This window comes from Stenotrophomonas maltophilia (assembly GCF_039555535.1).
GTDB classification, from domain to species: domain Bacteria; phylum Pseudomonadota; class Gammaproteobacteria; order Xanthomonadales; family Xanthomonadaceae; genus Stenotrophomonas; species Stenotrophomonas maltophilia_Q.
The window spans coordinates 3,608,646-3,630,684 of sequence record NZ_CP154630.1 but is presented as its reverse complement, the minus strand read 5'-3'; the positions used below and the strand labels follow the sequence as shown (position 1 = coordinate 3,630,684).

Annotated in this window: 21 protein-coding genes and 1 riboswitch; of the genes, 6 read left to right on the top strand and 15 right to left on the bottom strand. The window is 67.5% G+C overall.

Going from position 1 to position 22,039, the window contains the following annotated elements:
* Positions 1-30: 30 nt before the first annotated feature.
* A complete protein-coding gene (gcvP, locus tag AASM09_RS16870; RefSeq protein WP_343368548.1) occupies positions 31-2,898 on the bottom strand; it encodes an aminomethyl-transferring glycine dehydrogenase in 2,868 nt (955 codons plus the stop codon).
* A gap of 62 nt (positions 2,899-2,960) precedes the next feature.
* Positions 2,961-3,063, bottom strand: a riboswitch (glycine riboswitch).
* Between the two features lie 301 nt (positions 3,064-3,364).
* Between gcvP and AASM09_RS16865 the strand changes: the two genes are divergently transcribed.
* The 3 genes from AASM09_RS16865 to AASM09_RS16855 all read left to right on the top strand — a co-directional run bounded on the left by AASM09_RS16865 (position 3,365) and on the right by AASM09_RS16855 (position 6,089).
* Positions 3,365-4,591, top strand: a complete 1,227-nt coding sequence (locus AASM09_RS16865) for a multidrug effflux MFS transporter (RefSeq protein WP_049429961.1) — start codon at positions 3,365-3,367, stop codon at positions 4,589-4,591.
* A 139-nt stretch (positions 4,592-4,730) separates the two neighbouring features.
* Positions 4,731-5,627 carry a siderophore-interacting protein gene (locus tag AASM09_RS16860; protein ID WP_049429960.1) on the top strand — a complete coding sequence of 299 codons (897 nt, stop codon included), beginning with the start codon at positions 4,731-4,733 and terminating at the stop codon, positions 5,625-5,627.
* 69 nt (positions 5,628-5,696) lie between these two features.
* Positions 5,697-6,089 carry a hypothetical protein gene (locus AASM09_RS16855; protein ID WP_008265644.1) on the top strand — a complete coding sequence of 131 codons (393 nt, stop codon included), beginning with the start codon at positions 5,697-5,699 and terminating at the stop codon, positions 6,087-6,089.
* 124 nt (positions 6,090-6,213) lie between these two features.
* Here the strand turns inward: AASM09_RS16855 and AASM09_RS16850 are convergent, their stop codons facing one another.
* The 7 genes from AASM09_RS16850 to AASM09_RS16820 form a co-directional block, all read right to left on the bottom strand.
* Positions 6,214-8,178 carry a M2 family metallopeptidase gene (locus tag AASM09_RS16850; RefSeq protein WP_049429959.1) on the bottom strand — a complete coding sequence of 655 codons (1,965 nt, stop codon included), beginning with the start codon at positions 8,176-8,178 and terminating at the stop codon, positions 6,214-6,216.
* Positions 8,179-8,618: 440 nt separating this feature from the next.
* On the bottom strand, positions 8,619-9,428 hold the full coding sequence (locus tag AASM09_RS16845) for a M15 family metallopeptidase (RefSeq protein ID WP_049427825.1): 810 nt from the start codon (positions 9,426-9,428) through the stop codon (positions 8,619-8,621).
* Between the two features lie 9 nt (positions 9,429-9,437).
* Positions 9,438-10,031, bottom strand: coding sequence for a PH domain-containing protein (locus tag AASM09_RS16840; RefSeq protein WP_049427823.1), 594 nt, complete (start codon positions 10,029-10,031; stop codon positions 9,438-9,440).
* Entirely contained in the window at positions 10,028-11,317 is a 1,290-nt protein-coding gene (locus tag AASM09_RS16835) for an alpha/beta hydrolase (RefSeq protein ID WP_238378634.1), read from the bottom strand. The genes AASM09_RS16840 and AASM09_RS16835 overlap by 4 nt, the downstream gene beginning before the upstream one ends.
* A gap of 2 nt (positions 11,318-11,319) precedes the next feature.
* Positions 11,320-11,499: a DUF4177 domain-containing protein gene (locus AASM09_RS16830; protein ID WP_049427821.1), complete on the bottom strand. Its 180-nt coding sequence runs from the start codon at positions 11,497-11,499 to the stop codon at positions 11,320-11,322.
* On the bottom strand, positions 11,496-11,675 hold the full coding sequence (locus AASM09_RS16825; RefSeq protein WP_005408543.1) for a hypothetical protein: 180 nt from the start codon (positions 11,673-11,675) through the stop codon (positions 11,496-11,498). The genes AASM09_RS16830 and AASM09_RS16825 overlap by 4 nt, the downstream gene beginning before the upstream one ends.
* Before the next feature lie 44 nt (positions 11,676-11,719).
* The gene (locus AASM09_RS16820) at positions 11,720-12,601 is read right to left on the bottom strand and encodes an SPFH domain-containing protein (protein WP_019659308.1); all 882 of its coding nucleotides are present in this window, start codon (positions 12,599-12,601) and stop codon (positions 11,720-11,722) included.
* A gap of 137 nt (positions 12,602-12,738) precedes the next feature.
* On the opposite strand from AASM09_RS16820, the gene purT reads away from it, so the two are divergent.
* Entirely contained in the window at positions 12,739-13,926 is a 1,188-nt protein-coding gene (gene purT, locus AASM09_RS16815) for a formate-dependent phosphoribosylglycinamide formyltransferase (RefSeq protein ID WP_049427818.1), read from the top strand.
* 141 nt (positions 13,927-14,067) lie between these two features.
* On the opposite strand, the gene AASM09_RS16810 is transcribed toward purT, so the two are convergent.
* Positions 14,068-15,276, bottom strand: a complete 1,209-nt coding sequence (locus tag AASM09_RS16810) for an endonuclease/exonuclease/phosphatase family protein (RefSeq protein WP_049427817.1) — start codon at positions 15,274-15,276, stop codon at positions 14,068-14,070.
* Positions 15,277-15,313: 37 nt separating this feature from the next.
* A complete protein-coding gene (locus AASM09_RS16805; protein ID WP_049427815.1) occupies positions 15,314-16,069 on the bottom strand; it encodes an arginyltransferase in 756 nt (251 codons plus the stop codon).
* Positions 16,070-16,226: 157 nt separating this feature from the next.
* Between AASM09_RS16805 and AASM09_RS16800 the strand changes: the two genes are divergently transcribed.
* Positions 16,227-16,793 (top strand): EF-hand domain-containing protein, encoded by a 567-nt coding sequence (locus AASM09_RS16800; protein ID WP_049427813.1) that lies wholly within the window; start codon positions 16,227-16,229, stop codon positions 16,791-16,793.
* Positions 16,794-16,844: 51 nt separating this feature from the next.
* Here AASM09_RS16800 and AASM09_RS16795 read toward each other — a convergent pair whose 3' ends face one another.
* From AASM09_RS16795 to AASM09_RS16780, 4 genes are all read right to left on the bottom strand, one after another.
* Entirely contained in the window at positions 16,845-18,062 is a 1,218-nt protein-coding gene (locus AASM09_RS16795; RefSeq protein ID WP_049427811.1) for an RNA polymerase sigma factor, read from the bottom strand.
* Positions 18,063-18,286: 224 nt separating this feature from the next.
* Positions 18,287-18,796 (bottom strand): pathogenicity-like protein, encoded by a 510-nt coding sequence (locus AASM09_RS16790; protein ID WP_100443652.1) that lies wholly within the window; start codon positions 18,794-18,796, stop codon positions 18,287-18,289.
* 4 nt (positions 18,797-18,800) lie between these two features.
* On the bottom strand, positions 18,801-19,721 hold the full coding sequence (gene tesB / locus AASM09_RS16785) for an acyl-CoA thioesterase II (RefSeq protein WP_005408551.1): 921 nt from the start codon (positions 19,719-19,721) through the stop codon (positions 18,801-18,803).
* A gap of 176 nt (positions 19,722-19,897) precedes the next feature.
* Complete coding sequence (locus AASM09_RS16780; protein WP_049427659.1) at positions 19,898-20,674, bottom strand: enoyl-CoA hydratase/isomerase family protein; 777 nt, start codon at positions 20,672-20,674, stop codon at positions 19,898-19,900.
* Positions 20,675-20,708: 34 nt separating this feature from the next.
* Here AASM09_RS16780 and AASM09_RS16775 point away from each other — a divergent pair, with 34 nt between their 5' ends.
* Positions 20,709-21,155, top strand: a complete 447-nt coding sequence (locus AASM09_RS16775; RefSeq protein ID WP_049427658.1) for a copper chaperone PCu(A)C — start codon at positions 20,709-20,711, stop codon at positions 21,153-21,155.
* Between the two features lie 71 nt (positions 21,156-21,226).
* On the opposite strand, the gene AASM09_RS16770 is transcribed toward AASM09_RS16775, so the two are convergent.
* Positions 21,227-21,952 (bottom strand): hypothetical protein, encoded by a 726-nt coding sequence (locus AASM09_RS16770; protein ID WP_049427656.1) that lies wholly within the window; start codon positions 21,950-21,952, stop codon positions 21,227-21,229.
* Positions 21,953-22,039: the final 87 nt, after the last annotated feature.

Below are 22,039 nucleotides of genomic sequence, written 5' to 3'. Positions count from 1 at the left end.
GGCCGTTCTCATTTCCTATGGGTCGAAGGCTTACGCCTCGACTTCATCGTCCTTGTAGGCATCGACCGGGATGCAGGCGCACATCACGTTCTTGTCGCCGTACACGTTGTCGACGCGGGCCACCGGCGGCCAGTACTTGCTCTGCTTCAGGCTGGCCAGCGGGAAGGCGGCCAGTTCGCGCGGGTAGGCATGGGTCCACTCGCTGGCGGTCACCGCGGTCGCGGTGTGCGGCGCGTTCTTCAGCGGGTTGTCCTCGCGGTCCAGGCGGCCGTCTTCGATCGCGGTGATTTCCTCGCGGATCTGGATCATCGCGTTGATGAAGCGGTCCAGCTCGTGCAGCGACTCGCTCTCGGTCGGTTCGACCATCAGCGTGCCAGCCACCGGGAAGCTCAGGGTCGGGGCATGGAAGCCGAAGTCGATCAGGCGCTTGGCCACGTCCTCGGCGCCGATGCCGCTGGTCTTCTCCAGCGGACGAACGTCCAGGATGCACTCATGCGCCACCAGGCCGTTGCGGCCGGTGTACAGGGTCTTGAAGTGCGGGGCCAGGCGCTTGGCGATGTAGTTGGCGTTGAGCTGCGCGACCTGTGTGGCCTTGCGCAGGCCTTCACGGCCCATCATCGCGATGTACATCCAGCTGATCGGCAGGATCGATGCACTGCCGAAGCTGGCGGCGCTGACCATGCCGACCGGACCGTTGTCACCCAGCTTGCCCGGCAGGAACGTGGCCAGGTGCTCCTTGACCGCGCACGGGCCGACGCCCGGGCCACCACCGCCGTGCGGGATGCAGAAGGTCTTGTGCAGGTTCAGGTGTGAAACGTCCGAACCCCACTTGCCCGGCTTGGCGACGCCGACCAGGGCGTTCATGTTGGCGCCGTCGGTGTACACCTGGCCGCCGTGCTTGTGGATGATCTCGCAGATCTCGACAACTTCTTCCTCGAACACGCCGTGCGTGGACGGGTAGGTCATCATGATCGCGGCCAGGCGGTCGCTGTACTTCTCGGCGTTGAGGCGGATGTCCTCGACGTCAACGTTGCCGTTGGCGTCGGTCTTGGTCACCACGACCTTCATGCCGCACATCTGCGCCGAAGCCGGGTTGGTGCCATGTGCCGAATCCGGGATCAGGCATATGTCGCGGTGGCCCTCGCCGCGCGAGCGGTGGTAGGCGCGGATCGCCAGCAGGCCGGCGTACTCACCCTGCGCGCCGGAATTCGGTTGCAGGCTGACTGCGTCGTAGCCGGTGCATTCGACCAGCATCGCTTCCAGCGTGTCGATCAGTTCCTTGTAGCCCAGCGCCTGGTCGGCCGGCACCAGCGGGTGGATCTGCGAGAACTCCGGCCAGGTCACCGGAATCATCTCGGCGGTGGCGTTGAGCTTCATGGTGCACGAACCCAGCGGGATCATCGTGCGATCCATCGCCAGGTCCTTGTCGGCCAGCGAACGCAGGTAGCGCAGCAGCTCGTGCTCGCTGTGGTGGGTGTTGAACACCGGGTGGGTCAGGAACGCGGACTGGCGCAGCAGGCCGGCCGGCAGCGCGTCGGCGGTGCTGGCATCCAGCGCGTCGACGTCCAGCGAGGCACCGAACACGGCCGCCACGGCAACGATGTCGGCGCGGGTGGTGGTTTCGTCCAGGCTGATGCCGACCGAGTCGCTGTCGATCGCGCGCAGGTTGTAGCCGGCGGCGCGGGCCTTGGCATGGATCTCATCGGCATGCACGCCGGTGACATGCAGGGTGTCGAAGAAATCGCCACCGACCTGCACGCCGGCATTGCGCAGCGCTGCGGCCAGGATCGAGGCCAGGCGATGGGTGCGGCGGGCAATGCGGGTCAGGCCTTCCGGGCCGTGGTAAACGGCGTACATCGAGGCCATCACCGCCAGCAGCACCTGCGCGGTACAGATGTTGGAAGTCGCCTTCTCGCGGCGGATGTGCTGCTCGCGGGTCTGCAGGGTCAGGCGGTAGGCCGGGTTGCCCTGGGCATCGACCGAAACACCGATCAGGCGGCCCGGCATCGAGCGCTTGTAGGCGTCACGGCAGGCCATGAAGGCGGCGTGCGGGCCACCGAAGCCGAACGGCACGCCGAAACGCTGGCTGTTGCCGACCACGATGTCCGCGCCCCATTCGCCCGGGGCGGCCAGCAGGGTCAGGGCCAGCAGGTCGGTGGCCACGGCCACCAGGCCGCCGCGTGCGTGCACGGCATCGACCAGCGCCTTGTAGTCGCCCACCTGGCCGAAGGTATCCGGATACTGCAGCAGCAGGCCGAAGGCTTCCGCTTCCAGCGCTTCGGCCGGGGTGCCGACGCGCAGCACGATGCCCATGGGCTCGGCGCGGGTACGCAGCAGTTCCAGCGTCTGCGGATGCACGGCGTCGTGCACGAAGAAGGTGTCCGACTTGGACTTGGCCGAACGCTTGGCCAGGGTCATCGCTTCAGCAGCGGCGGTGGCTTCGTCCAGCAGCGAGGCGTTGGCGATTTCCATGCCGGTCAGGTCGGCGCACAGGGTCTGGAAGTTGATCAGCGCTTCCATGCGGCCCTGCGAGATTTCCGCCTGGTACGGGGTGTAGGCGGTGTACCACGCCGGGTTTTCCAGGATGTTGCGCAGGATCACGTTCGGCGTGTGGGTGCCGTAGTAGCCTTGGCCGATGAAGCTGCGCAGCACGGTGTTCTTGTCGGCGATCGCACGGATCTTCGCCAGTGCCTGCACTTCGGTCATCGACTCCGGCAGCGCCAGCGGCGCCGGCGACTTGATCTTGGCCGGCACGATGGCATCGGTCATCGCATCCAGCGACGCGTGGCCGACGACGTCGAGCATCTGCGCGATCTCGGCGTCATTGGGGCCGATGTGGCGCTCGACGAACGCGTTGTGGTGCTCGAGCTCACGCAGGGAAGGGGTGTTCTGGGACATGGCGAAGGATCCGTCAGGAAAGGGCACACGCACGGGCACAAGCCGCCGGTCGGCGGTCTGCGGGGCGCCCCTCTGTCCTTTTGCCTGAGAGTTTAAAAGCGCGGAAAACCGCAGCTTCGTGCCCCTTCGGCGCCGGATCGAACCGGTCTCTCCAGAGTTGTGTTACGGGTGGTATCGGGCCTGAGCGATTACGGGCGTTGCGCCTTCGGCAGCGGTGTTCCGCTTCTCCCACCGTGTTGCCCGCTGATTATAGCCCGTTGCGGGCGCGGCGGCCGCCTCCGCCCCCTGACCGCCGCGCCTGAATGGCCGATGGCCCGGCCGTGCGTTTTGTGCAGTGCTGCATGGCATCAAGCGCAATCCCCACCTATGATGGGCGGATACCCGAATTCATCTGGCGCCGTCCCCGTTGCTGCGGGACCGGCGCCCGCCGTGCTTGCCCCGCATGGCCCTGCCGGACGTTTCCTCCATGACCGCCGCTGTTGCCCCCTCCACCCGCCGCATGGCCCTGCTGCTTGCCGGCCTGGCCATGTTCGGCCCGTTCTCGATCGACACCATCTTCCCGGCGTTCCCGCAGCTGGCCCAGCGCCTGGCGGTGGACGAGGTGGCGGTGCAGCAGACCATCAGCGTGTACCTGCTGTTCTACGGCCTGATGAGCCTGGCGCACGGTCCGCTGTCCGATGCCTGGGGCCGCAAGCGGGTGATCCTGGGCGGCCTGGTGGTGTTCGTCGGCGCCTCGGTCGGCTGTGCGCTGTCCACCGACCTGAGCACGCTGCTGGCGTTCCGCGCGCTGCAGGGCCTGTCGGCAGGTGTCGGCATGATCGTCGGCCGCGCGGTGATCCGCGACCTGTACCACGGCCACGATGCCCAGCGGCTGATGAGCCAGGTGTCGATGCTGTTCGGCATCGCCCCGGCCATCGCACCGATCATCGGTGGCTGGATCCTGCTCAGTGGCGCAGGTTGGCCGCTGATCTTCTGGTTCCTGGTGGTGTTCGCACTGGTCCTGCTGGCGGCCACCGCGCGCTTCCTGCCGGAAACCCATCCGGTCGAGGCGCGGGTGCCGCTGTCGCCGCGCGTGCTGCTGCGTGACTACGTGCGCATCGGCTTCAACCCGCGCTTCCTGCGCCTGGCGCTGGCCGGCAGCATCGGTTTCGGCGGCATCTTCCTGTACATCTCCTCGGCGCCGGTGTTCGTGATGCAGCACCTGCACCTGGGCGAGGGCGGTTTCGCGTGGTTGTTCATCCCCACCATCGGCGGCATGACCACCGGCTCGTTCCTGTCCGGGCGCATGGCCGGGCACACCACGCCCACACGCCAGGTCGCCATCGGTTTCAGCCTGTGCGCGCTGTCGGCGCTGTTGAATGTCGGCTACGTGGCGCTGTCGCCGCAGTTCGTGCTGCCGTGGGCGGTGCTGCCGATCTTCCTGGGCGGCATGGGCATGTCGCTGATCTTCCCGATCCTGGCCCTGGCGGTGCTGGACATGTACCCGCACCAGCGTGGCCTGGCGTCGTCGCTGCAGGCCTTCGTGCAGCTGATGATCAGCACGGTGGTGGCGGGCGTGGTGTCGCCGCTGCTCAGTGCCAGCCCGCTGCACCTGGCGCTGGGGCAGGCCGCGTTCTTCGCTGCCGGCTTCGTGTTCTGGTACTGGGAACACCAGCGTGAACGCGCGGCGCAGGCAGCCTGCACGGACCATTGAGCAGCGCGCAGGGGTAGGGCGGGCCGCGATGCCCGAAAGGCTTGCGGCGAGGAATGACCGGACTAGGCTGGGGACTCCAGCCAGCCGGTGCGTGGATGCACGACAGCCAGCCGATCCGATGTCGTTGCATGAGGTTCCCATGGCTGCGCAGCAGACCTACCGCCTGTTCGAGGTGGCGCTGAAAGAGCGCCGCGTTCTTTCCCCTTCCCTGGACCGCATGGTGTTCACCGGTGCCGACGTGGCGCGGATGAAGACCGAAGGCCCGGACCAGCGCATCAAGGTGTTCTTCCCCTTGCCCGGCCAGGACGTGCCGCAGGTGCCCAGCGGCGAGGACTGGTATCCGCGCTACCGGGCGCTGCCGGACGATCAGCGCCCGCCCATTCGCACCTACACCATCCGTCAGCTGCGTGCCGAGCAGGGCGAGGTCGACGTTGATTTCGTACTGCATGGCGAGACGGGGCCGGCCTCGCGCTGGGCCATCCACGCGCGGCCGGGCGACCGCGTAGTGCTGCTGGCCCCCGATGCCGACTGTGCCGACAGCAGCGAAGGCTGGGAATGGAAACCGCCGGCGGGTGTCGGCCAGGTGCTGCTGGTGGCGGATGAAACCGCGCTGCCGGCAGTGGCTGGCATCCTCGAGGAACTGGCCGCGCTGGCCGATCCGCCACGCACGCTGGCGCTGCTGGAAGTGGCGCAGGCCGGCGACGCGGTGCCGCTGAAGGCGCCGTCCACGGCCGAGCTGGTCTGGTTGCCGCGTGGTCAGGCGGCCCACGGCCAACCGCTGCTGCAGGCGGTCCAGGCGCGGCTGGCAGCGGTCTCGGCGGTGTCTGTCGGTGACGAACTGGAGGAGATCGATGTCGACGCGCAGATCCTCTGGGAACAGGCGGATGCCAGCGTGGCCGGGCCGCTGTATGCCTGGGTGGCAGGCGAGGCGGGAGCGGTGATGGCGATCCGTCGCCATCTGGTCCGCGATTGCGGGCTGGACCGCCGCGCGATCACCTTCATGGGCTACTGGCGGCACGGCAAAGTGCTGGACTGAGGGGCGTGAAGCGGCGTGGTGGGCGGGGTGCGCTATCCTTGCGCCCCCCTTTCGCAGCGGTACCGCACCATGTCCACCAGCTCCAAGACCCGCCGCGACCAGCGCCGTCGCCAGGAAAAGCAGGCCGCCAACAAGGCCGCTGCCCAAGCCTCGCCGGTGGAGCCGCATGCGGAACTGCGCGATGCACAGCGCACCCTGCTGGCCGGTGTCGTGCGCCGCGACGGCGAATGGGTGCTGGGCATGGATGGCCGCATTGCCGGCCATAGCGAGAGCGCTGCGCAGGTGCTGGCGCTGATCATGCAGGCCGGTGAGCTGCACGAACGCAATGGCACGCCAGTACGTCTGATGTACTCCGACGCACTGCGCGATGCCGCACAGGCCGAAGCCAAGGAGAAGGGCCAGACCTTCGAGGAGTTCAAGGCCGAGCTGGCCGCGGCGATGGCGGCGAAGAAGAACAGCTGATCGCACGCATGCTGTAGAGCCGAGCCATGCTCGGCTTGCCATGCAGCACGCTTGAAAAACAGCCGAGCATGGCTCGGCTCTACAACATGGAAAGGGGCGGATCCTTGCGGACCCGCCCTTTTCCTCATTTCGCCGCCGGGGCCGCGTTGGCCTGCCAGCCGCACATCTGGCCTTCGTTCTGCTGCTTCAGCCACTCGTTGACCGGGGTGAAGTACTCGATCATCGGGCCGGCATCGAGCTTGTCGGTACCGGTCAGCTCCTTCAGCGTGGCCTGCCACGGCTGGCTGGCACCCTTGCTCAGCATTGCCCAGTACTTCTGGCCGGCTTCCTTGTTGCCGTAGAAGGTGCACTCATGCAGCGGGCCCTTGTAGCCCGACGCGTCGCACAGGCCCTTGTAGAACTGGAACTGCAGGATGCGCGCCAGGAAGTAGCGGGTGTAGGGGGTGTTGCCGGGCACGTGGTACTTCGCGCCCGGGTCGAAGAACTCCTCGCCACGGGTGCTGGCCGGGGCCACGCCCTGGTACTTGGCCTTCAGGTCCCACCACGCCTTGTTGTAGTTGTCGGCAGTGATGGAACCGTCGAACACGCCCCAGCGCCAACGGTCGATCATCAGGCCGAACGGCAGGAACGACACACCGGACAGCGCCATGCGCATCTGGTTGTTGATGACCGCCTCGCGGCTCTCGGTCGGCGCGTCGACCAGGCCGATCGAGCTGAGGTACTTGGGCGTCATCGCCAGCACGATGGTGTCGCCGATCGCTTCATGGAAGCCATCATTGGCACCGCCCTGGAACAGCGGCGGCAGCGGGTTGTAGGCCAGGTCGTAATAGATGTGGCCCAGCTCGTGGTAGATGGTGGTGAAGTTCTCTTCGTTCGGCTTGATGCACATCTTGGTGCGCACATCGCCTTCCATGTTCATGTCCCAGGCGCTGGCGTGGCAGACCACGTCGCGGTCATCGGGCTTGATGAACTGGGTTTTTTCCCAGTATGACTGCGGCAGCGACGGCATGCCCAGCGACACGTAGAAGTCCTGCGCGCGCTCGGTCATCTGCTTGGCGGTACGCAGTTCGGCCTCGCGCTGCGCCTTGTACTGCGCGGTGACGTTGGCGTCCTTGCCGGCCTTGGCCAGCGCCGCGCTCAGGTTGGTCTGGTACTGCTTTTCCAGCGCCGCGGTGATGTCCAGGCTACCGGCGCCCGGGTACGGTTCCAGCTGGTCCCACAGGTTCGACCAGTCCTGCTGCCACATGTTGCCCAGCAGGTGCGCGGCGATCAGGCCGTTGCCCACTTCGGCCTTGTCCTTGCCGTAGGTCTTGTCCAGCTTGCCGCGTGCGTAGCAGTGCAGCTGCTCGTACATCGGCTTGACCTGCTCCCACAGGCGGTCGGTTTCCGGGCCGATCTGCTCCGGCGGCATGTCGTAGCCGCTGCGCCACATCTGGCCGGCATCGGTGAAGCCCATACCCTTGGCGCCTTCGTTCACCAGGCCGACGAATTTCTGGTAGTCGCCGCGCATGCTCTTGGTGGTGCTGTGCCAGCCCTGCCACGCATCGAGCTGCTTGTCGTAGTCGCGGCTGCGTGCCAGCACCTGCTCCAGCTCGCCAAGCTGGCGGCAGGAGTTCGGATCATTGGCATCGGTGCAGTACTTGCCGGCACCGTAACTGCCTTCCATGCGGGTGGCGATCTGGGTCAGCTCGGCCAGCTTGGCCGGGTCGCGCGGCGCCGGCATCGAGGACATCAGCTTCAGCAGGTGGATGGCGCGCTTGCTGTCTTCGCTCATCGGCTTGCCATCGAACTTGGCGGCCTGCTCGATCCAGCTGTTGAGCTGGGTCAGCGAGCGCTCGTTGGCCTTGGCCGCGATGCGTTCGGAATCGCTGTTGATGTAGGTGGAGGACAGCCACTGCGCCGAGGTCATCTCCGGGTAGGCGGCCTTGAATTCGGCATTGATGCGGGCCACGAACTGGTCGGCGGTTTCGCCGGCCGGAGCGCTGCTGCTGGCGGTATCAGTGCCTGGGGTGGGTTCCTTCTTGCAGGCGGCCAGGGCCAGCGTGGCGGCGGCGATTGCCGAGGCCAGCAGGAGATGACGGTGTTTCACGGGCGGTCCTTGGGTGGTGAACGACGGCCGAAGGCTAGTGGGCAGGCGCTGCCACCGCAAGTGGCGGAAGTCGGCCGGGCGGCGCCCGGCACCCGCAGAGGCCTTCAAGCAACGGCAAAGGCCGAAGCAACAGCAACACTGCCCCACCTCCGACAGATTCCGTGTGCTGTGGGTAGGTGTCGACCTTGGTCGACACATCTGTCAGGTATCGACAAACAAGAATGGTGTCGGATCGGTTTTCCTTCGATAAACGTATCCGACCCCACGGTCGTCCCAACAGGCCGCGGAAAACTGTCGAAGGCGGGTTGGGTCCGCTGACGGGGGCATGAACCGCATGGATGCGTCAACCGAGCCTGCAGGGACGTGCTTGCGGCGTACCCTGCGCAGCCCACCCACCCGGACAGCTCCATGAATTTCGCCTTCCGACCGCCGCGAGGAGCTCAGCCTTTGGCCGGCTTCCAGCACCAGTGCCACGGTTCGTAGACGATGCCGTGCGGGTTGTCGAGAGGATAGCTCAGCTGGAAGCCATGACCGCCCGCGTGCGACCGCAGCCACGCGAATGCGGCGGTCACTTCGAACGATTCCTCGGCCGGCGCATCGCCCGGTGTTCCGATGTCCAGCGCGTAGCCGCTGTGATGTTCACTGAAGCCCGGCGCCGCATTGACCTTCAGGATCTCCGCCACGCTCAGGCCGCGCGCGCGCTTCCGTTCGAAAATGCCCAGTTGGTAGGCGTGGCTGCGGAAGCCGGAGATGGCATCCAGTGCGATGCCATCCTGCGCTGCGTGCAGGCGCATGCGTCGCCAGCCCTGTGCGGCGTCGCGGCGCAGCCAAAGGGGGCGAGCGAAACGATCACGGCCGGCGAAGTGCAGCAGGCAGGGTTCGGGTTCGAGCGGCAGGCCACTGTCGTCGGCGTAACGCTGCGGGTCCAGGCCGAGCTGCTGCAGGCGCTGCTGCAGCCCGGCCAGTGGCAGCCATTGATCTTCCAGTGACGTGGCGAACGGCCGCGCATTGCGTGCATCCAGCAGCGCCAGAGCGTCCTCGACACCGGGCTCGCGCGGGAGGCGCGGTACCAGCGAATGCACGCCACGCGCCAGCACTGCCGCCAGGTAACGGCCATCACGCTTGCGCCGCAGCACCCATTGCGCCTGTGCCAGCAGGCGTGCATCGGCATTGCTGCGTGCGCGCAGCAGATCGGCGGGCCACAGCTCGATGGCTTCGGTATTGATCAGCAGGGGCGGGCGTCGTTGCATCGCCCCAGCTTACTGCTGCGGTGCCGGTGCGGCCACCTTGCGCAGTGCCTCCAGCAGCGCCTGTGGCCGGTCCAGGCTGAGCAGCAGGGTGCTGCCATCGCGTACCGGCAGCACCAGGACGCGGCTGCGGTCGGTGACCAGCGCAAAACCCTTGCCACCGCCCTGCAGGCGGAAATGACCGGAATGGAAGCCCGGCATCGAATAGCCGTTGGTCTTGAAACGGATGCCGTAGCGGCGATCGTGGCCGAGGTCGACCACCTCGGCCTGGTCCAGGCGCAGCTGCGCCACCGGCTCCCGTCGCCGGTACATCGTTGAACGCACGTCCAGCATGTCGCCATCGAACTCAACCCGGCGCCTGAAGAAGGCCAGGCCCAGCCCGATGCCGAGCGCGGCGATCACCGCCAGGCTCCATGCCGCGCTGCCGCCCATGCGGAACCACGGCGGCGACAGGGTCACTTCCACCCACGGCGCGTTGGCGCGGGCGGTGTGAAGCTGCGCGTAGACGCTGATGGCGAAGGCCAGCAGCAGCGGCAGGACCACCCACAGCACGCGGAACGGCGAGCTCTCCGCCACGTCGAAGCGCTTCGGGTCGCTGCCGCTCATCGCTGCGCCTTGATCCAGGTGGCCACGTCATCGATCAGCGTCGCATCGACATGGCCCGGTTGCGCGTATTCCTGCAGCGAGCTGGGGCCGCTGCCGGCAATGCCGATGTGGTTGAGCGCCGGATAGGCCTGCCACTGCACGTCGCCGCGGCCGGCCAGCGCCTTTTGCCACAGCACCCAGTCGGCATCGGGTACCTGGAAATCGCGGCCGCCGTGCAGCATCAGCAGTGGCTTGTGCAGGGCCTGTGCATCGGCCCGTGCGTTGACCGCCTCCACGCTCTTCCAGAACGATTGAGGAACGCCCAGTGGCAGTTCGCTCGCTGGCGCCGGTATATCACTGCGTGCTGCGGCGATCTGGGCGTCAAGGCGGTCGAGGAAGGCCTGCTCGGGCGCACTGATGCTGCCGTCCAGTGCCATCAGGTAGCGGTTCTGTTCCGGCAGCAGTTCCAGCAGGGTTCGTGCAGGTGCGGCCCACAGGATCGCGCCGCGCGCCTGCGGCCAGCGGCTGGCGATGCGCGGGGCGAGCATGCCACCCTGGCTGTGGCCCATCACGAACACGCGCTTGCGGTCGACGCGCGGGTCGGCGGCCAGGCTGGCCAGTGCAGCCTCCGCATCCAGCGTGGTCTCGTCATCGACGGTGAAGCGGTCATTGGCGAAATCCTGCGGGCGGGCGAAGGTGCGCTTGTCATAGCGCAGCACGGCGATGCCCTGGGCGGCCAGGCCGCGGGCAACATCCAGGAACGGGCGACTGCCACCGATCGTCTCATCGCGGTCCTGCGGACCCGAGCCATGCACCAGCACCACCGCCGGGAACGGGCCTTCTCCCTTCGGCAGTGCCAGGGTGCCAGACAGGGCGCCGCGCGCCTGCGGCACGCTGAAGTCCACTTCGCTGTAGCGGGCATCGGCCGGTGGCGGTGGTGCCTTGTCGGCCGCGGCGGGCCGCAGCATCAGGCCGGCCACCTTGTCCTGTGCATCCACCGCTACCTGCGCATTGACGCGGCCGCTGGCGAACTTCAGTGGCACTACCACCAGGTGCATGCCCTGCTGCGTACTGACTTCGGGGGCACCTCGCTCCTGCAGGTCACCCAGTGACTTCCACAGCGCGCCCAGCTTGTCGGCGGGAACGGCCTCGGCCATCTGCGTGGTCAGCATCGCCTCTGCGTCGGCGATCTGGCCGGCCTGCAGGTGGTCAAGCAGCCGATTGGCCACCTGTTGTGGTTCAGCGGCGAAGGCCGGGGCACTGAGCAGAGCCAGTGACAACATGATCAGTCTGCGATGACGGGACATGGCTACTGCTCCTTCTTGAAGACCAGCATGGCCGGGCGCATCGGGGCCGGGATGATGACGTTGACCAGTTCCCAGCCCAGCTGGCCCTGGCGGGTCAGTTCACTCTGGATGTCTTCGGCCTTCAGGGTGCCCATCATCGTGGTCTTCACTTCGATCGTCTGGTAACTCCAGCGCGTGCTCATTCCTTGTCCTCCGGCGATGGCGTGGGTTTTGGCAGGCGTCCTGCCTTGCGCAGTGCGTCGCGCAGCACGTATTCGATCTGCGCGTTGAGGCTGCGCAGTTCGTCGTCAGCCCAGCGCTGTGCCGCGGCCAGGACCTCGGCGTTGATGCGCAGCGGATAGGCCTTCTTCTCACTCATGAAAACTCCTGGCGGGTCGGTGGGGCGCCCGTTGCGAGGGTGGTTCAGTACAGCGAACCGGCGTTGACGATCGGTTGGGTGCCGCGGTCCGAGCACAGCACGGTCAGCAGGTTGCTGACCATGTGCGCCTTGCGTTCCTCGTCCAGTTCAACCACGCCGTTCTTCTGCAGTTCGGCCAGGGCCATTTCGACCATGCCGACGGCACCAGCCACGATGCGCGTGCGTGCAGCGATCACCGCGTTGGCCTGCTGGCGCTGCAGCATGGCCTGGGCGATCTCGGCGGCGTAGGCAAGGTGGCTGATGCGCGCGTCGATCACCTGCACGCCGGCATCGGCCAAGCGTTCGGCCAGCTCGTTCTTCAGGTGCTGGGAGATCTCGCTGGCATGGCTGCGCAGTGCCAGCTGGCCGTCCTCGTGCTGGTCGTAGGGATAGCTGGTCGCCATCGCACGCAGCGCGGATTCGGACTGGATGTGTACGAAGCTCTCGTAGTCGTCCACGTTGTAGACCGCTTCGGAGGCGTCGACCACCTGCCAGACGATCACGGCGGCGATCTCGATCGGGCTGCCGTCCAGCTCGTTGACCTTCAGCTTGCCGCTCTCGAAGTTGCGCACGCGCTGGCTGACCCGGCGCTTGGCGTAGAAGGGGTTGTTCCAGCGCAGGCCGTTGTCCTTGACGGTACCGACGTACTTGCCGAACAGGCTCAGCACTGCCGCCTGGTTGGGCTGGATGGTGTACAGGCCGGCCAGGATGAAGACTGCGGCAGCGACCACCAGCACGCCGGCCAGCATCAGCAGCAGGTTGGGCGAGCCGGTGCTGGCCTTGGCCGCCACCCCCAGCACGAACAGCGCGCCGCCGGCCAGCGCGGCCAGCAGGGATCCGGCCAGGGTGCCGAGACCGTTGAGGGAGGCAAGCGACTTCTCTTTCATGGCGGTACGTCCTTGAGGGTTCGGAATTAAGATATCAAAGTGATATCACTTGTCGACTACCGTCCGTCGGATGCCATGGTCCGGGTGCCCGGCCAGCTAGAATGCCCACCCGCCTTCACATCGCTGCCGGAACCGCCATGGCCAAGCTTGGAACTCCGTTGTCCCCCTCCGCCACCCGCGTGCTGCTGCTGGGCTCGGGCGAACTCGGCAAGGAGGTGGCCATCGAGCTGCAGCGGCTGGGCGTGGAAGTGATCGCGGCCGACCGCTACGCCGATGCGCCGGCCATGCAGGTTGCGCACCGCGCGCACGTGATCGACATGCTGGACGCGATGGCGCTGCGCGCGCTGATCGCCCAGGAACAGCCGCACCTGGTAGTGCCGGAGATCGAGGCCATCCACACCGAGACCCTGGTGCAGCTGGAGCAGGAGCAGGGCCTGCAGGTGATCCCGACCGCGCGCGCCGCGCGCCTGACCATGGACCGCGAAGGCATCCGCCGCCTGGCCGCCGAGACCCTGGGCCTGCCGACCTCGCCGTACCGCTTCGTCGATACCGAGGCCGAGTACCGCGCCGCAGTGGCCGCCATTGGCCTGCCGTGCGTGGTCAAGCCGGTGATGTCGTCCTCGGGCAAGGGCCAGAGTACCCTGCGCAGCGAGGCGGACATCGCCCCGGCCTGGGACTACGCGCAGACCGGTGGCCGTGCCGGTGCTGGCCGCTGCATCGTCGAAGGTTTCATCGATTTCGATTACGAGATCACCCTGCTGACCGTGCGCCACGCTGGCGGGACGTCGTTCTGCGCACCGATCGGCCACCTGCAGAAGGACGGTGACTACCGCGAAAGCTGGCAGCCGCAGCCGATGTCCAGCGCGGCACTGGCGCGCGCGGAAGAGATCTCGCGCGCGATCACCGACGACCTCGGTGGCTGGGGCCTGTTCGGTGTCGAGCTGTTCGTGAAGGGCGACGAAGTGTGGTTCAGCGAAGTGTCGCCGCGCCCGCACGATACCGGTCTGGTGACCCTGGTATCGCAGGAGCTGAGTGAGTTCGCGCTGCATGCGCGCGCCATCCTCGGCCTGCCGATCCCGGTGATCCGCCAGAGCGGCCCGTCGGCCTCGTGCGCGCTGCTGGCGCACGGTGAGGGCGTGCCGTACTTCAACAACGTCGCAGCTGCGCTGCAGGTGCCGGATACCGCGGTGCGCCTGTTCGGCAAGCCGAGCGTGCATGGTCATCGCCGCGTGGGCGTGACCCTGGCGCGCGCCGAGACCATCGACGAAGCGCGAGCAATCGCGCGTGATGCCGCCGACGCCATCGGCGTCGAACTGCGTCCATAAAGCGGTAGCGCCGGGCCACGCCCGGCGGCTTTCCCTGCGCTGAGCGATTCTTCTGTAGAGCCGAGCCCACGCTCGGCCGCTTTTCAATCCGCGCCGCGCGCGGGAGCCGAGCGTGGGCTCGGCTCTACAGCGCAATCTGCCTTACGGCTTCACATCCACCCACACCAGGTGGTGGTCGCTGCCGTCGGCGATCTTCGCCTCCGGGCTTTCATTGGCCGGCCAGAAGATGCCGCTGCCCACATACTCGAAACCGGTCGAGGGCAGCACGTAATCCAGGCGCATGGTGCCGGACTTCGGGCCGAAATCGCCGGTGGCGTGGAACGGCGCGCCCTTGCGCTCGATGCCCTTGGCCGCATAAGCCAGGCTGGTCTGCTCGCCGCCGACGCTGCGCGGGGTGGGGTAGCGCAGCACGCGGGCGTTCTCGATCAGCTCGACGATCGCCTCATGGCGGCCATCGCCATCGACCGGGTCGTTGTTGAGGTCGCCGAGGATCACGAAGCGCGCGTCCTGCGCCAGGCCACCGCATTGGCCCTTGTCGTCGCACAGCCACGGCTTGTCACCGCTGGACAGGTACTCCTGCCACAGGCGCAGTTCGTCGTGGTTGCGCGCAGCGTTGCGCTTTTCCGGGCCATCGAACACCGGCGGGGTCGGGTGTGATACCAGCGCATGCACCACGCCGGCCGGGGTCTTCACCGGCACGTCCCAATGCGACTTCGAGGACAGGCGGAGCTGCGACCACACGTGGTCGTTGTAGAAGCTCTGGCCGGTACGTGGATCGACCGGGCGGATTGCGCCGGGCATCGCGCTCCACTTCAGCAGCTGGAAGCTGCGCACCTTGGCTTCATCGATCGGGTAGCGCGACAGCACCAGCATGCCGTACTGGCCCGGGTGCAGGCCGTATCCCCAGGCGTCATTGCCGCGGCTGCGGCCTTCGCCGCCGACCACGCCGTTGTTGTCCAGGTCCAGGCCGCTCGGCACGCCGGTGTTGACCGGGGCCAGGTAGCGGTAGGCGAAGTGCAGTGGCTTGCCGCCGCCGGGCTGGGCCACTTCCAGGTAGCGTTTCTGGAACAGCTCGGCGGCGCGGTGGGCGTCGTCGAAATCGAACTCGTTCAGCAGCACCAGGTCCGGGCGCACCTGCTGCAGTACCGCGGCGATCTTGCGCGCGTGTTCGCTGTCGCCTTCCAGCTCCTTGATCAGGCCGCCGGCGTCGTCGGAGTACAGCGAAGTGTTGTAGGTGGCCAGGCGCAGCGCAGTGGACGGCTTTTCGGTCATCGCGGGGGACGTGGCGAAGGCGGGGGCGGTGGCGCCGCAGAGCAGGGCCAGGGCGAAGATCAGGGGTTTGGCGTTCATCCCCCTATTCTGCACCCGGCCCGGTGTCAGCGGTTTGTCAGCGCCCGTCCAGTTCGTTGTCGAAATCGTGCCAGCGGCGGCCGTCGTACGCCTCCAGCGGATGGAAGCGGCGCTTGTAGTCCATCTTCTGGTGGCCGCGGATCCAGTAGCCCAGGTACACGTGCGGCAGCCCCTCGCGGCGGGCCCACTCGATCTGCTGCAGGATCGCGAAGGTGCCCAGCCCGCGCGCGGCGTGGTCCGGGTCGAAGAAGGTATAGACTGCCGACAGGCCATGCTCGGTGACGTCGGTCACTGCCACCCCCAGCAGCTGGCTGGGCTGGCCGTCGCGGCCGGGCAGGCGCATCTCCATGAAGCGGGTGTGTGACCAGCTGCCGATCAGGAACTGCTCGAACTCGTGCGGCCCGTGGTCGTCCATGCCGCCATTGGCGTGGCGGTGGGTGAGGTAGCGGTGGTACAGCGCGAACAGATCGTCACGGGCGGTGGCGGCGGTGATCCGCACCTCCAGGTCGTCATTGCGGGCGGCACAGCGGCGCTGGCTGCGGTCCGGGGCGAAGCGGGCCACCGGGATGCGCACCGCCACGCAGGCCTGGCAATGCGCACAATGCGGCCGGTAGACCAGGTCGCCGCTGCGGCGGAAGCCCCAGCTCAGTGCCAGCGGATACAGCCCGCCCAGGCGGCGATCGTGCGGGTCCAGCACCAGGTCGCGCGCCACCCGGTCCGACCAGTACCCGCAGGGGTGCTCGCCGGTCTGGAAAAGCCGCAGTTCGTCGTCTCTGTCGCCGTGTATCGCCATGGGCACAGCATAGCCCCAGCCCGTCGCAGTGGCGGCGACTGTCCGCCGGATGAATGGAACCGGCCGCGGCGTCAACCGATGTCGCGCCCGGGCGTTGTTGTCTCCCGAGGGTGAAGTGATCACCCCCGACGCAATTCCCATTCCCAGGAGTGACCCCATGATCCGTACCCCCCTGTTGCTGGCCCTGCTGCTTGCCACCTCCGCTTCCGGCATCGCGCTGGCGGCCGATACCCCGGCCGCGCCGACACAGCGCCTGGCCAAGCTGGACACCAACGGCGACGGCGTCATCGATCGCAGCGAGGCCGCTGTCAACCCGCGTCTGGCCGCGAAGTTCGACCAGCTGGACAAGAACAAGGATGGCAAGCTTTCGCGCGATGAACTGCCGCGCTGGCAGCATGGTCGCCGTGGCCACGGCGGCGAGCGCTGGGCCAAGCTGGACGTCAACAAGGACGGGCGCATCAGCCGCGAGGAAGCCAAGGCCGATCCGCGCCTGACCGCGCGCTTCGACCAGCTCGACCTCAACAAGGACGGCTACCTCGACAAGGCCGACCGCGAGCTGCGCATGAAGCAGCGCCGTGATGCCTGGTTCGCTGCCGCCGACACCAACAAGGACGGCCAGTTGAGCAAGGCCGAGTTCGACGCAGCCAAGGGCCCGATGCACGGCGGCCCGCGTCATGGCGGTCCGCGCGATGGCAGCGTGCCGAAGCCGCAGCCGCAGCGCTGAGTTTCAACGCGATGATCCACGACAACGCCGGCGCACTGCCGGCGTTGTTCGTTACAGGTTTCCGCTGCGCATCAGCGAATACACCACCAGGGCGATCACGAACACGTTCGCGCCGATGATGCCGGTGCGGCCATACAGGGATTCGAATTTCCAGTTGGTTCCACTGCGGCCGCGCCTCGCTGAATCACGTGCGATCATCGGTGCCATCAGGCGCTGCAGCGGCACCAGGCACTGGTAGTTGACCACGGCCAGACCCAGTGCCAACAGCAGCAACTGGCTCCACATCGGCACCTGCAACAACGTCGCCACCAGCATTACCAGGCACCAGGCCAGGCCGGTGCCGGTGTTGATACGCACAAAGCGTCGCACCTGCGTACGTTCGTCTTCGGTCCCGGTGTACGACATCAGGAAGCGCGCACCGAGGTAGCTGCCGATCGCACCGCCGATGACGGCACCGGCGATCGCCCCCCAGTTTTCGGCCGGGATCACGTGCAGCTGGCCCAGCGTAGCGGTCAGCGTGCCCATTGCGGTCCCGCCGGCAGCGCTGGCGCCGCCCAGGCCGAGCTTGCTGCCACCGATGCCGACACCAGTGCTGAGCAGGATCGCAGCACTGGCCGTACCCGGCGCTGCGACCAGCACCATCGACACCACGGCGGTGGCGAACGCGGCGCTCGGTGCACTGCTGCGGGCGAACTCGCCGAAGCGCTGCAACAGGCCGTCACGCACCAGGGCGCGGGCGCGTGACAGGCGCTTGCGCACCGCCGCGTCGCTGAGCCCGAGCAGGTCGGCCACCTGCTGCGAGCGCTGGCCCTCGCGGTAGTACAGCAGCAGTACTTCGCGGCTGTCGGCGGGCAGGGCGGAGATGATGTCCTCGGCGGCGATCTCTTCTTCCACACGCTGCAACCGGTCGGCTGTGCTCGGCGACGGATCGGCGGCCATCCCCAGCGCCACTTCGGCCGCCTCGCCGGAGAGGGGCCGGCCACGTTGCGCACGCAACCAGTCACGGGCCAGGTTGCGGGTGATCTGCCGCAGCCACGGCAGGAAGCTGGTCGAGCTGCGCAGCTGGTGCAGCTGCTGCCAGCCCTTCACGAAGGCTTCCTGAGCAATGTCCTCGCTGGCCTGGCGGTCGCGGGTGATGGCCAGCGCGATGGCAGTGACCGTGTTCTGGCAGGCCAGAACGATTCGGCCATAGGCGTGCTGGCAACCGCTGGCGGCGGCCGGCAGTTCGCGTTCCAGGGTCTGGTCGATCGATGCGGCGAACGTCGTCATGGCGGCGGCACTCCTGCTGGGATTGTGTCCCAAGACGGAGCTGCGCGCCCAATGTGACCGCAGATGCTGATGCATCTGCGGTCCGCGCATTCCACTTCATCGCCGCGCCGTTGGCGCACCCCCTTGAACAACAAGGGGGCTCCAATCCTGACGGGTTACGGTGAAATCGCCGCCCCGCTGCCAGGTCGCTGTGCTCGCCGGGCATGGCCCGGCGCTACCGCCCCTTACTTGGACGGCTGGATGCGGACCCGCACTTCTTCCTCTTCCGGCGCGGCCTCCGGGGCCGGTTGCGCCTGCTGAGGCTGGGCCTGCGGGGCAGGGGCCGGTGCCGCAGGCGCCGGGGCGCCGCGGTGGCGCAGGCCGATCACCAGTGCCACGCCGGCGATCACCACCAGCAGCGCGATGCGGATGCGCCAGGCCCAGCTGCGGCCGCCGCTGCCCGCTTCAGGCGCGTCGCGGAAGGCGAACTCGGCCGTGGGGTGGTCGCGGCGGGTGGTGTCGAGCAGGCGCGCCTCGCGCAGGATTTCGCGCGCGCGCGGCTGATCGTCGGCGCGCACGATCCACACCGCCGGATAGGCATTGGCGTTGCCGAGGTCGGTATAGCTGAACTGGCCGCGGCGGCGGGTCTTGTACGAGCGCCCGTTGGTCACCTTGACCTCGATGCCGTGCTCGCGCAGGAGCTCGGCCACGCCCTCGACGGTTTCCACGCGCTGGCTGCTGAAGATCTGGCGCATGGGTTTACTCCTTGGCCGGCACGGCGGCGGCCGCAGCCTGGTCGGGAACGACGCGGATCAGGCCTTCCTGCGCGGTGCTGGCCACCAGCACGCCGTTGCGGGTGAAAAACTGGCCGCGGGCCAGGCCGCGCGAATCCTGCGCGCTGGGGCTGTCCAGCGAGTACAGCAGCCAGTCGTCGGCGCGGAACGGGCGATGGAACCAGATGGCGTGGTCGAGCGAGGCCATCTGCACGTGCGGGTGGTAGTAGCTGATGCCGTGCGGGAAGGTCGCCGTGCCCAGCAGGTGGAAATCGGAGGCATAGGCCAGCAGCGCCTGGTGCAGCTCCGGTGCATCGCCAACCGGTTCGCTCAGGCGCAGCCACACCTGGTGGTAGGGCGGGCGCTTGGGCGGGTTCAGTTCGTCACGCGGGTAGACGTGGCGGAACTCGAACGGACCGCCACGCGACAGCCAGCGCTGCACCTTGATAGGCAGCCGTTCCAGCACTTCAGCCGGCAGCGGCCGGTTCGGTTCGATGTCTTCCGGCTGCGGCACTTCAGGCATCTTGTGCTGGTGCTCGGCGCCGGTTTCGGCCTGCTGGAACGAGGCCGCGCAGAAGAAGATCACCTTGCCGTGCTGGATCGCGGTGACCCGGCGCACCGAGAAGCTGCCGCCATCGCGGGTGCGGTCCACGTCGTAGACGATCGGGTGGTCGATGTTGCCGGCGCGCAGGAAATAGGCGTGCAGCGAATGCACGTGGCGGCCGTTGTCGACCGTGGCCTGCGCGGCGGCCAGCGCCTGGCCCAGCACCTGCCCGCCGAACACGTACTTGGTGCCGATGTCGCGGCTCTGCCCGCGGAACAGGTTGTCCTCCAGCCGCTCCAGCGTGAGCAGGTCGATCAGCTCGGAGACGACGGGTTCGGGCGTGTCGTTCAAGGGGGCGGCCAAAGCAGTGAAAGAGGGCCTGATTATACCGGTCAGGGGTCAGATCCCTTTCGCTTCGCGAACGGGATCTGCCCCCGATGCCGCGCGCTGGCCGATCATCGGTAGTGCCGGCCGCTGGCCACCAGCCTCATGATCCTCTTGGGGCGCCTGCGGTTGCCGGCCAGCGGCCGGCACTACATTTACTTGCCCAGGCGCGCCACCAGGGCCTGCAGCGCGTTCTGTGCATCCGGGGCGAACCAGGCCTCGACGAAGCGGTCCAGCTGGATCAGGTCCGGGTGCAGCGCTTCGTGCAGGTCGGCGCGGGCGATGGCGCGGGTCAGCAGCATCGGCTGGCGCGGCTGCTTGATCAGGTTCTGCAGCCAGGCGATGGCGCGCGCCACCACCAGGTCGCCTTCGGCCAGTTCATCAACCAGGCCGATCTGCAGCGCCTGTTCGGCCGGCACCAGCGAGCCGGTGGTCAGCAGCACGCCGGCACGGTGCACCCCCACGGCACGGCGCAACAGGCGCTGGATGCCCTCCGGTGCGATCAGGCCGACCTGGACTTCGTTCAGGCCGATGGCATACGGCCGCGACGGATCGGCGCTGCGCGCCATCACCCGGTAGTCGCAGCACAGGGCCAGCACGCAGCCGCCGGCCGGGGCGTGGCCGGTGATCGCCGCGACCACCGGGATGCGGCTTTCGGCCAGCGTGCGCACGGCGCCAAAGAAGGCGTTCCAGGTGTCCTGCAGCTTGTGCTTGTCATCGCCATGCGAGAGCAGGTGCGGCACGTCCATGCCGCCGGTGAAGATGCGCTCGCTGCCCGACAGCACGATGCCGTGCGCGTCTTCGACCATGGCCAGCTCGATGGCATGGATCAACTGCCGGCACAGTTCGGTGTCCAGTGCGTTGACCGGCGGCCGCGCCAGGCGCAGTTCGCGGATGGGGCCATGGTTGATCACCTCGATGAGCGTCGTCATGCTGCGGTCTCGTTGCGAAGAAGGAACCTGGGCGATGATAACCAAACCATTCGTTGGCGTACTGTTGGTTCTGTGTGCGGCCGCAGCATCGGCCTCGGCCGCGGAATCTGGCTGCGTCACGGTGGAGCAGGGCTGGGCGCGGTTGCCACCGAATCCGGCGATGCCGATGACCGCCGGCTACGGCGTGATCCACAACGGCTGCAGCAAGGCGGTGGTGATCACTGGCGCGGCCAGCAGTGGCTTCGGAGATGTGTCGCTGCACGAGACCACGATCGTCGACGGGGTCAGCCGGATGCGGGCCATTGAACGCCTGCCATTGGCACCGGGCGCCCGTGCCGAGCTCAAGCCCGGTGGCCTGCACCTGATGCTGATGCAGGGCAAGGGCGCGTTGAAGGAAGGGCAGGCGCTGCCGCTGCGGCTGCAGCTGGAAGGGGGGAGCGAAGCGAGCGCAACGTTGACCGTGCGCAAGGCCACGCCGTAGCGGGATGGTAGTGCCGGCCGCTGGCCGGCAACTCGGGTATGCCGGCCAGCGGCCGGCACTACCAAACAGGCTTACGACCAGTCGTACGAGAACAGCACCGTGCGGCTGATCGGCTCGTAGAGCATCACGATCGCGTCGGCACCGGTGGCGCACCAGTTGTAGCCGGCTACGTCGGCCACGGCGAAGAATTTGTTGCCATTGCGGGTGATGATCACCGTTTCGGCATCGTCCGGTGCGTCGGGGTCATCGGCCGCCTCGGTGAAGCCAAGCTCGAAGGCGGCAGGAATCTCTGCAGTCTCTGTCCAGTTGCCGAAACCGATCGGGCCACCCAGCGTATCCAGGTAGTCACGCTCGCTGGGCTCGCCCTTGCCGAAGCGCGAGTAGCAGGCCAGGCGGCCATGGGCGGCATGGTAGTCACGCGCCTTGGCATAGCTTTCGCGCATCTGTGCGATGTGTTCGCGCGTGTACTTGTCATCCACCTGGTCGCCGATGAAATAGCCCTCGTTGCCGAGGAAACGCATCTCGTTGTCGGCAGTCAGTTCGAAGGCGATCCAGTTGGTGCCGGTGAAATCGTTGTGGTGCGCTTCGGTGGTCTCACCGATGCAGCCGTCATACGGCTCGATCGGGCACAGCATCGTTGCCACCTGACCGGCCAGTTCCGGGCGCAGCACACCCAGGTCGATCTTCAGTAGCGGCAGCAGGTGCTGGCCGAGCCACGCCTGGTCAGCGGGGAAGACGTCGGTGGGGAAAGGGACCATGCCGGGCAGCAGGTCGCGCAGTTCAGTCTGGTGGATCATGTCAGTCCTTTGAATTGGATCGGGAGTGCCGGCCGCTGGCCGGCATCCGTGATACATCTGGAGGTTGCCGGCCAGCGGCCGGCACTC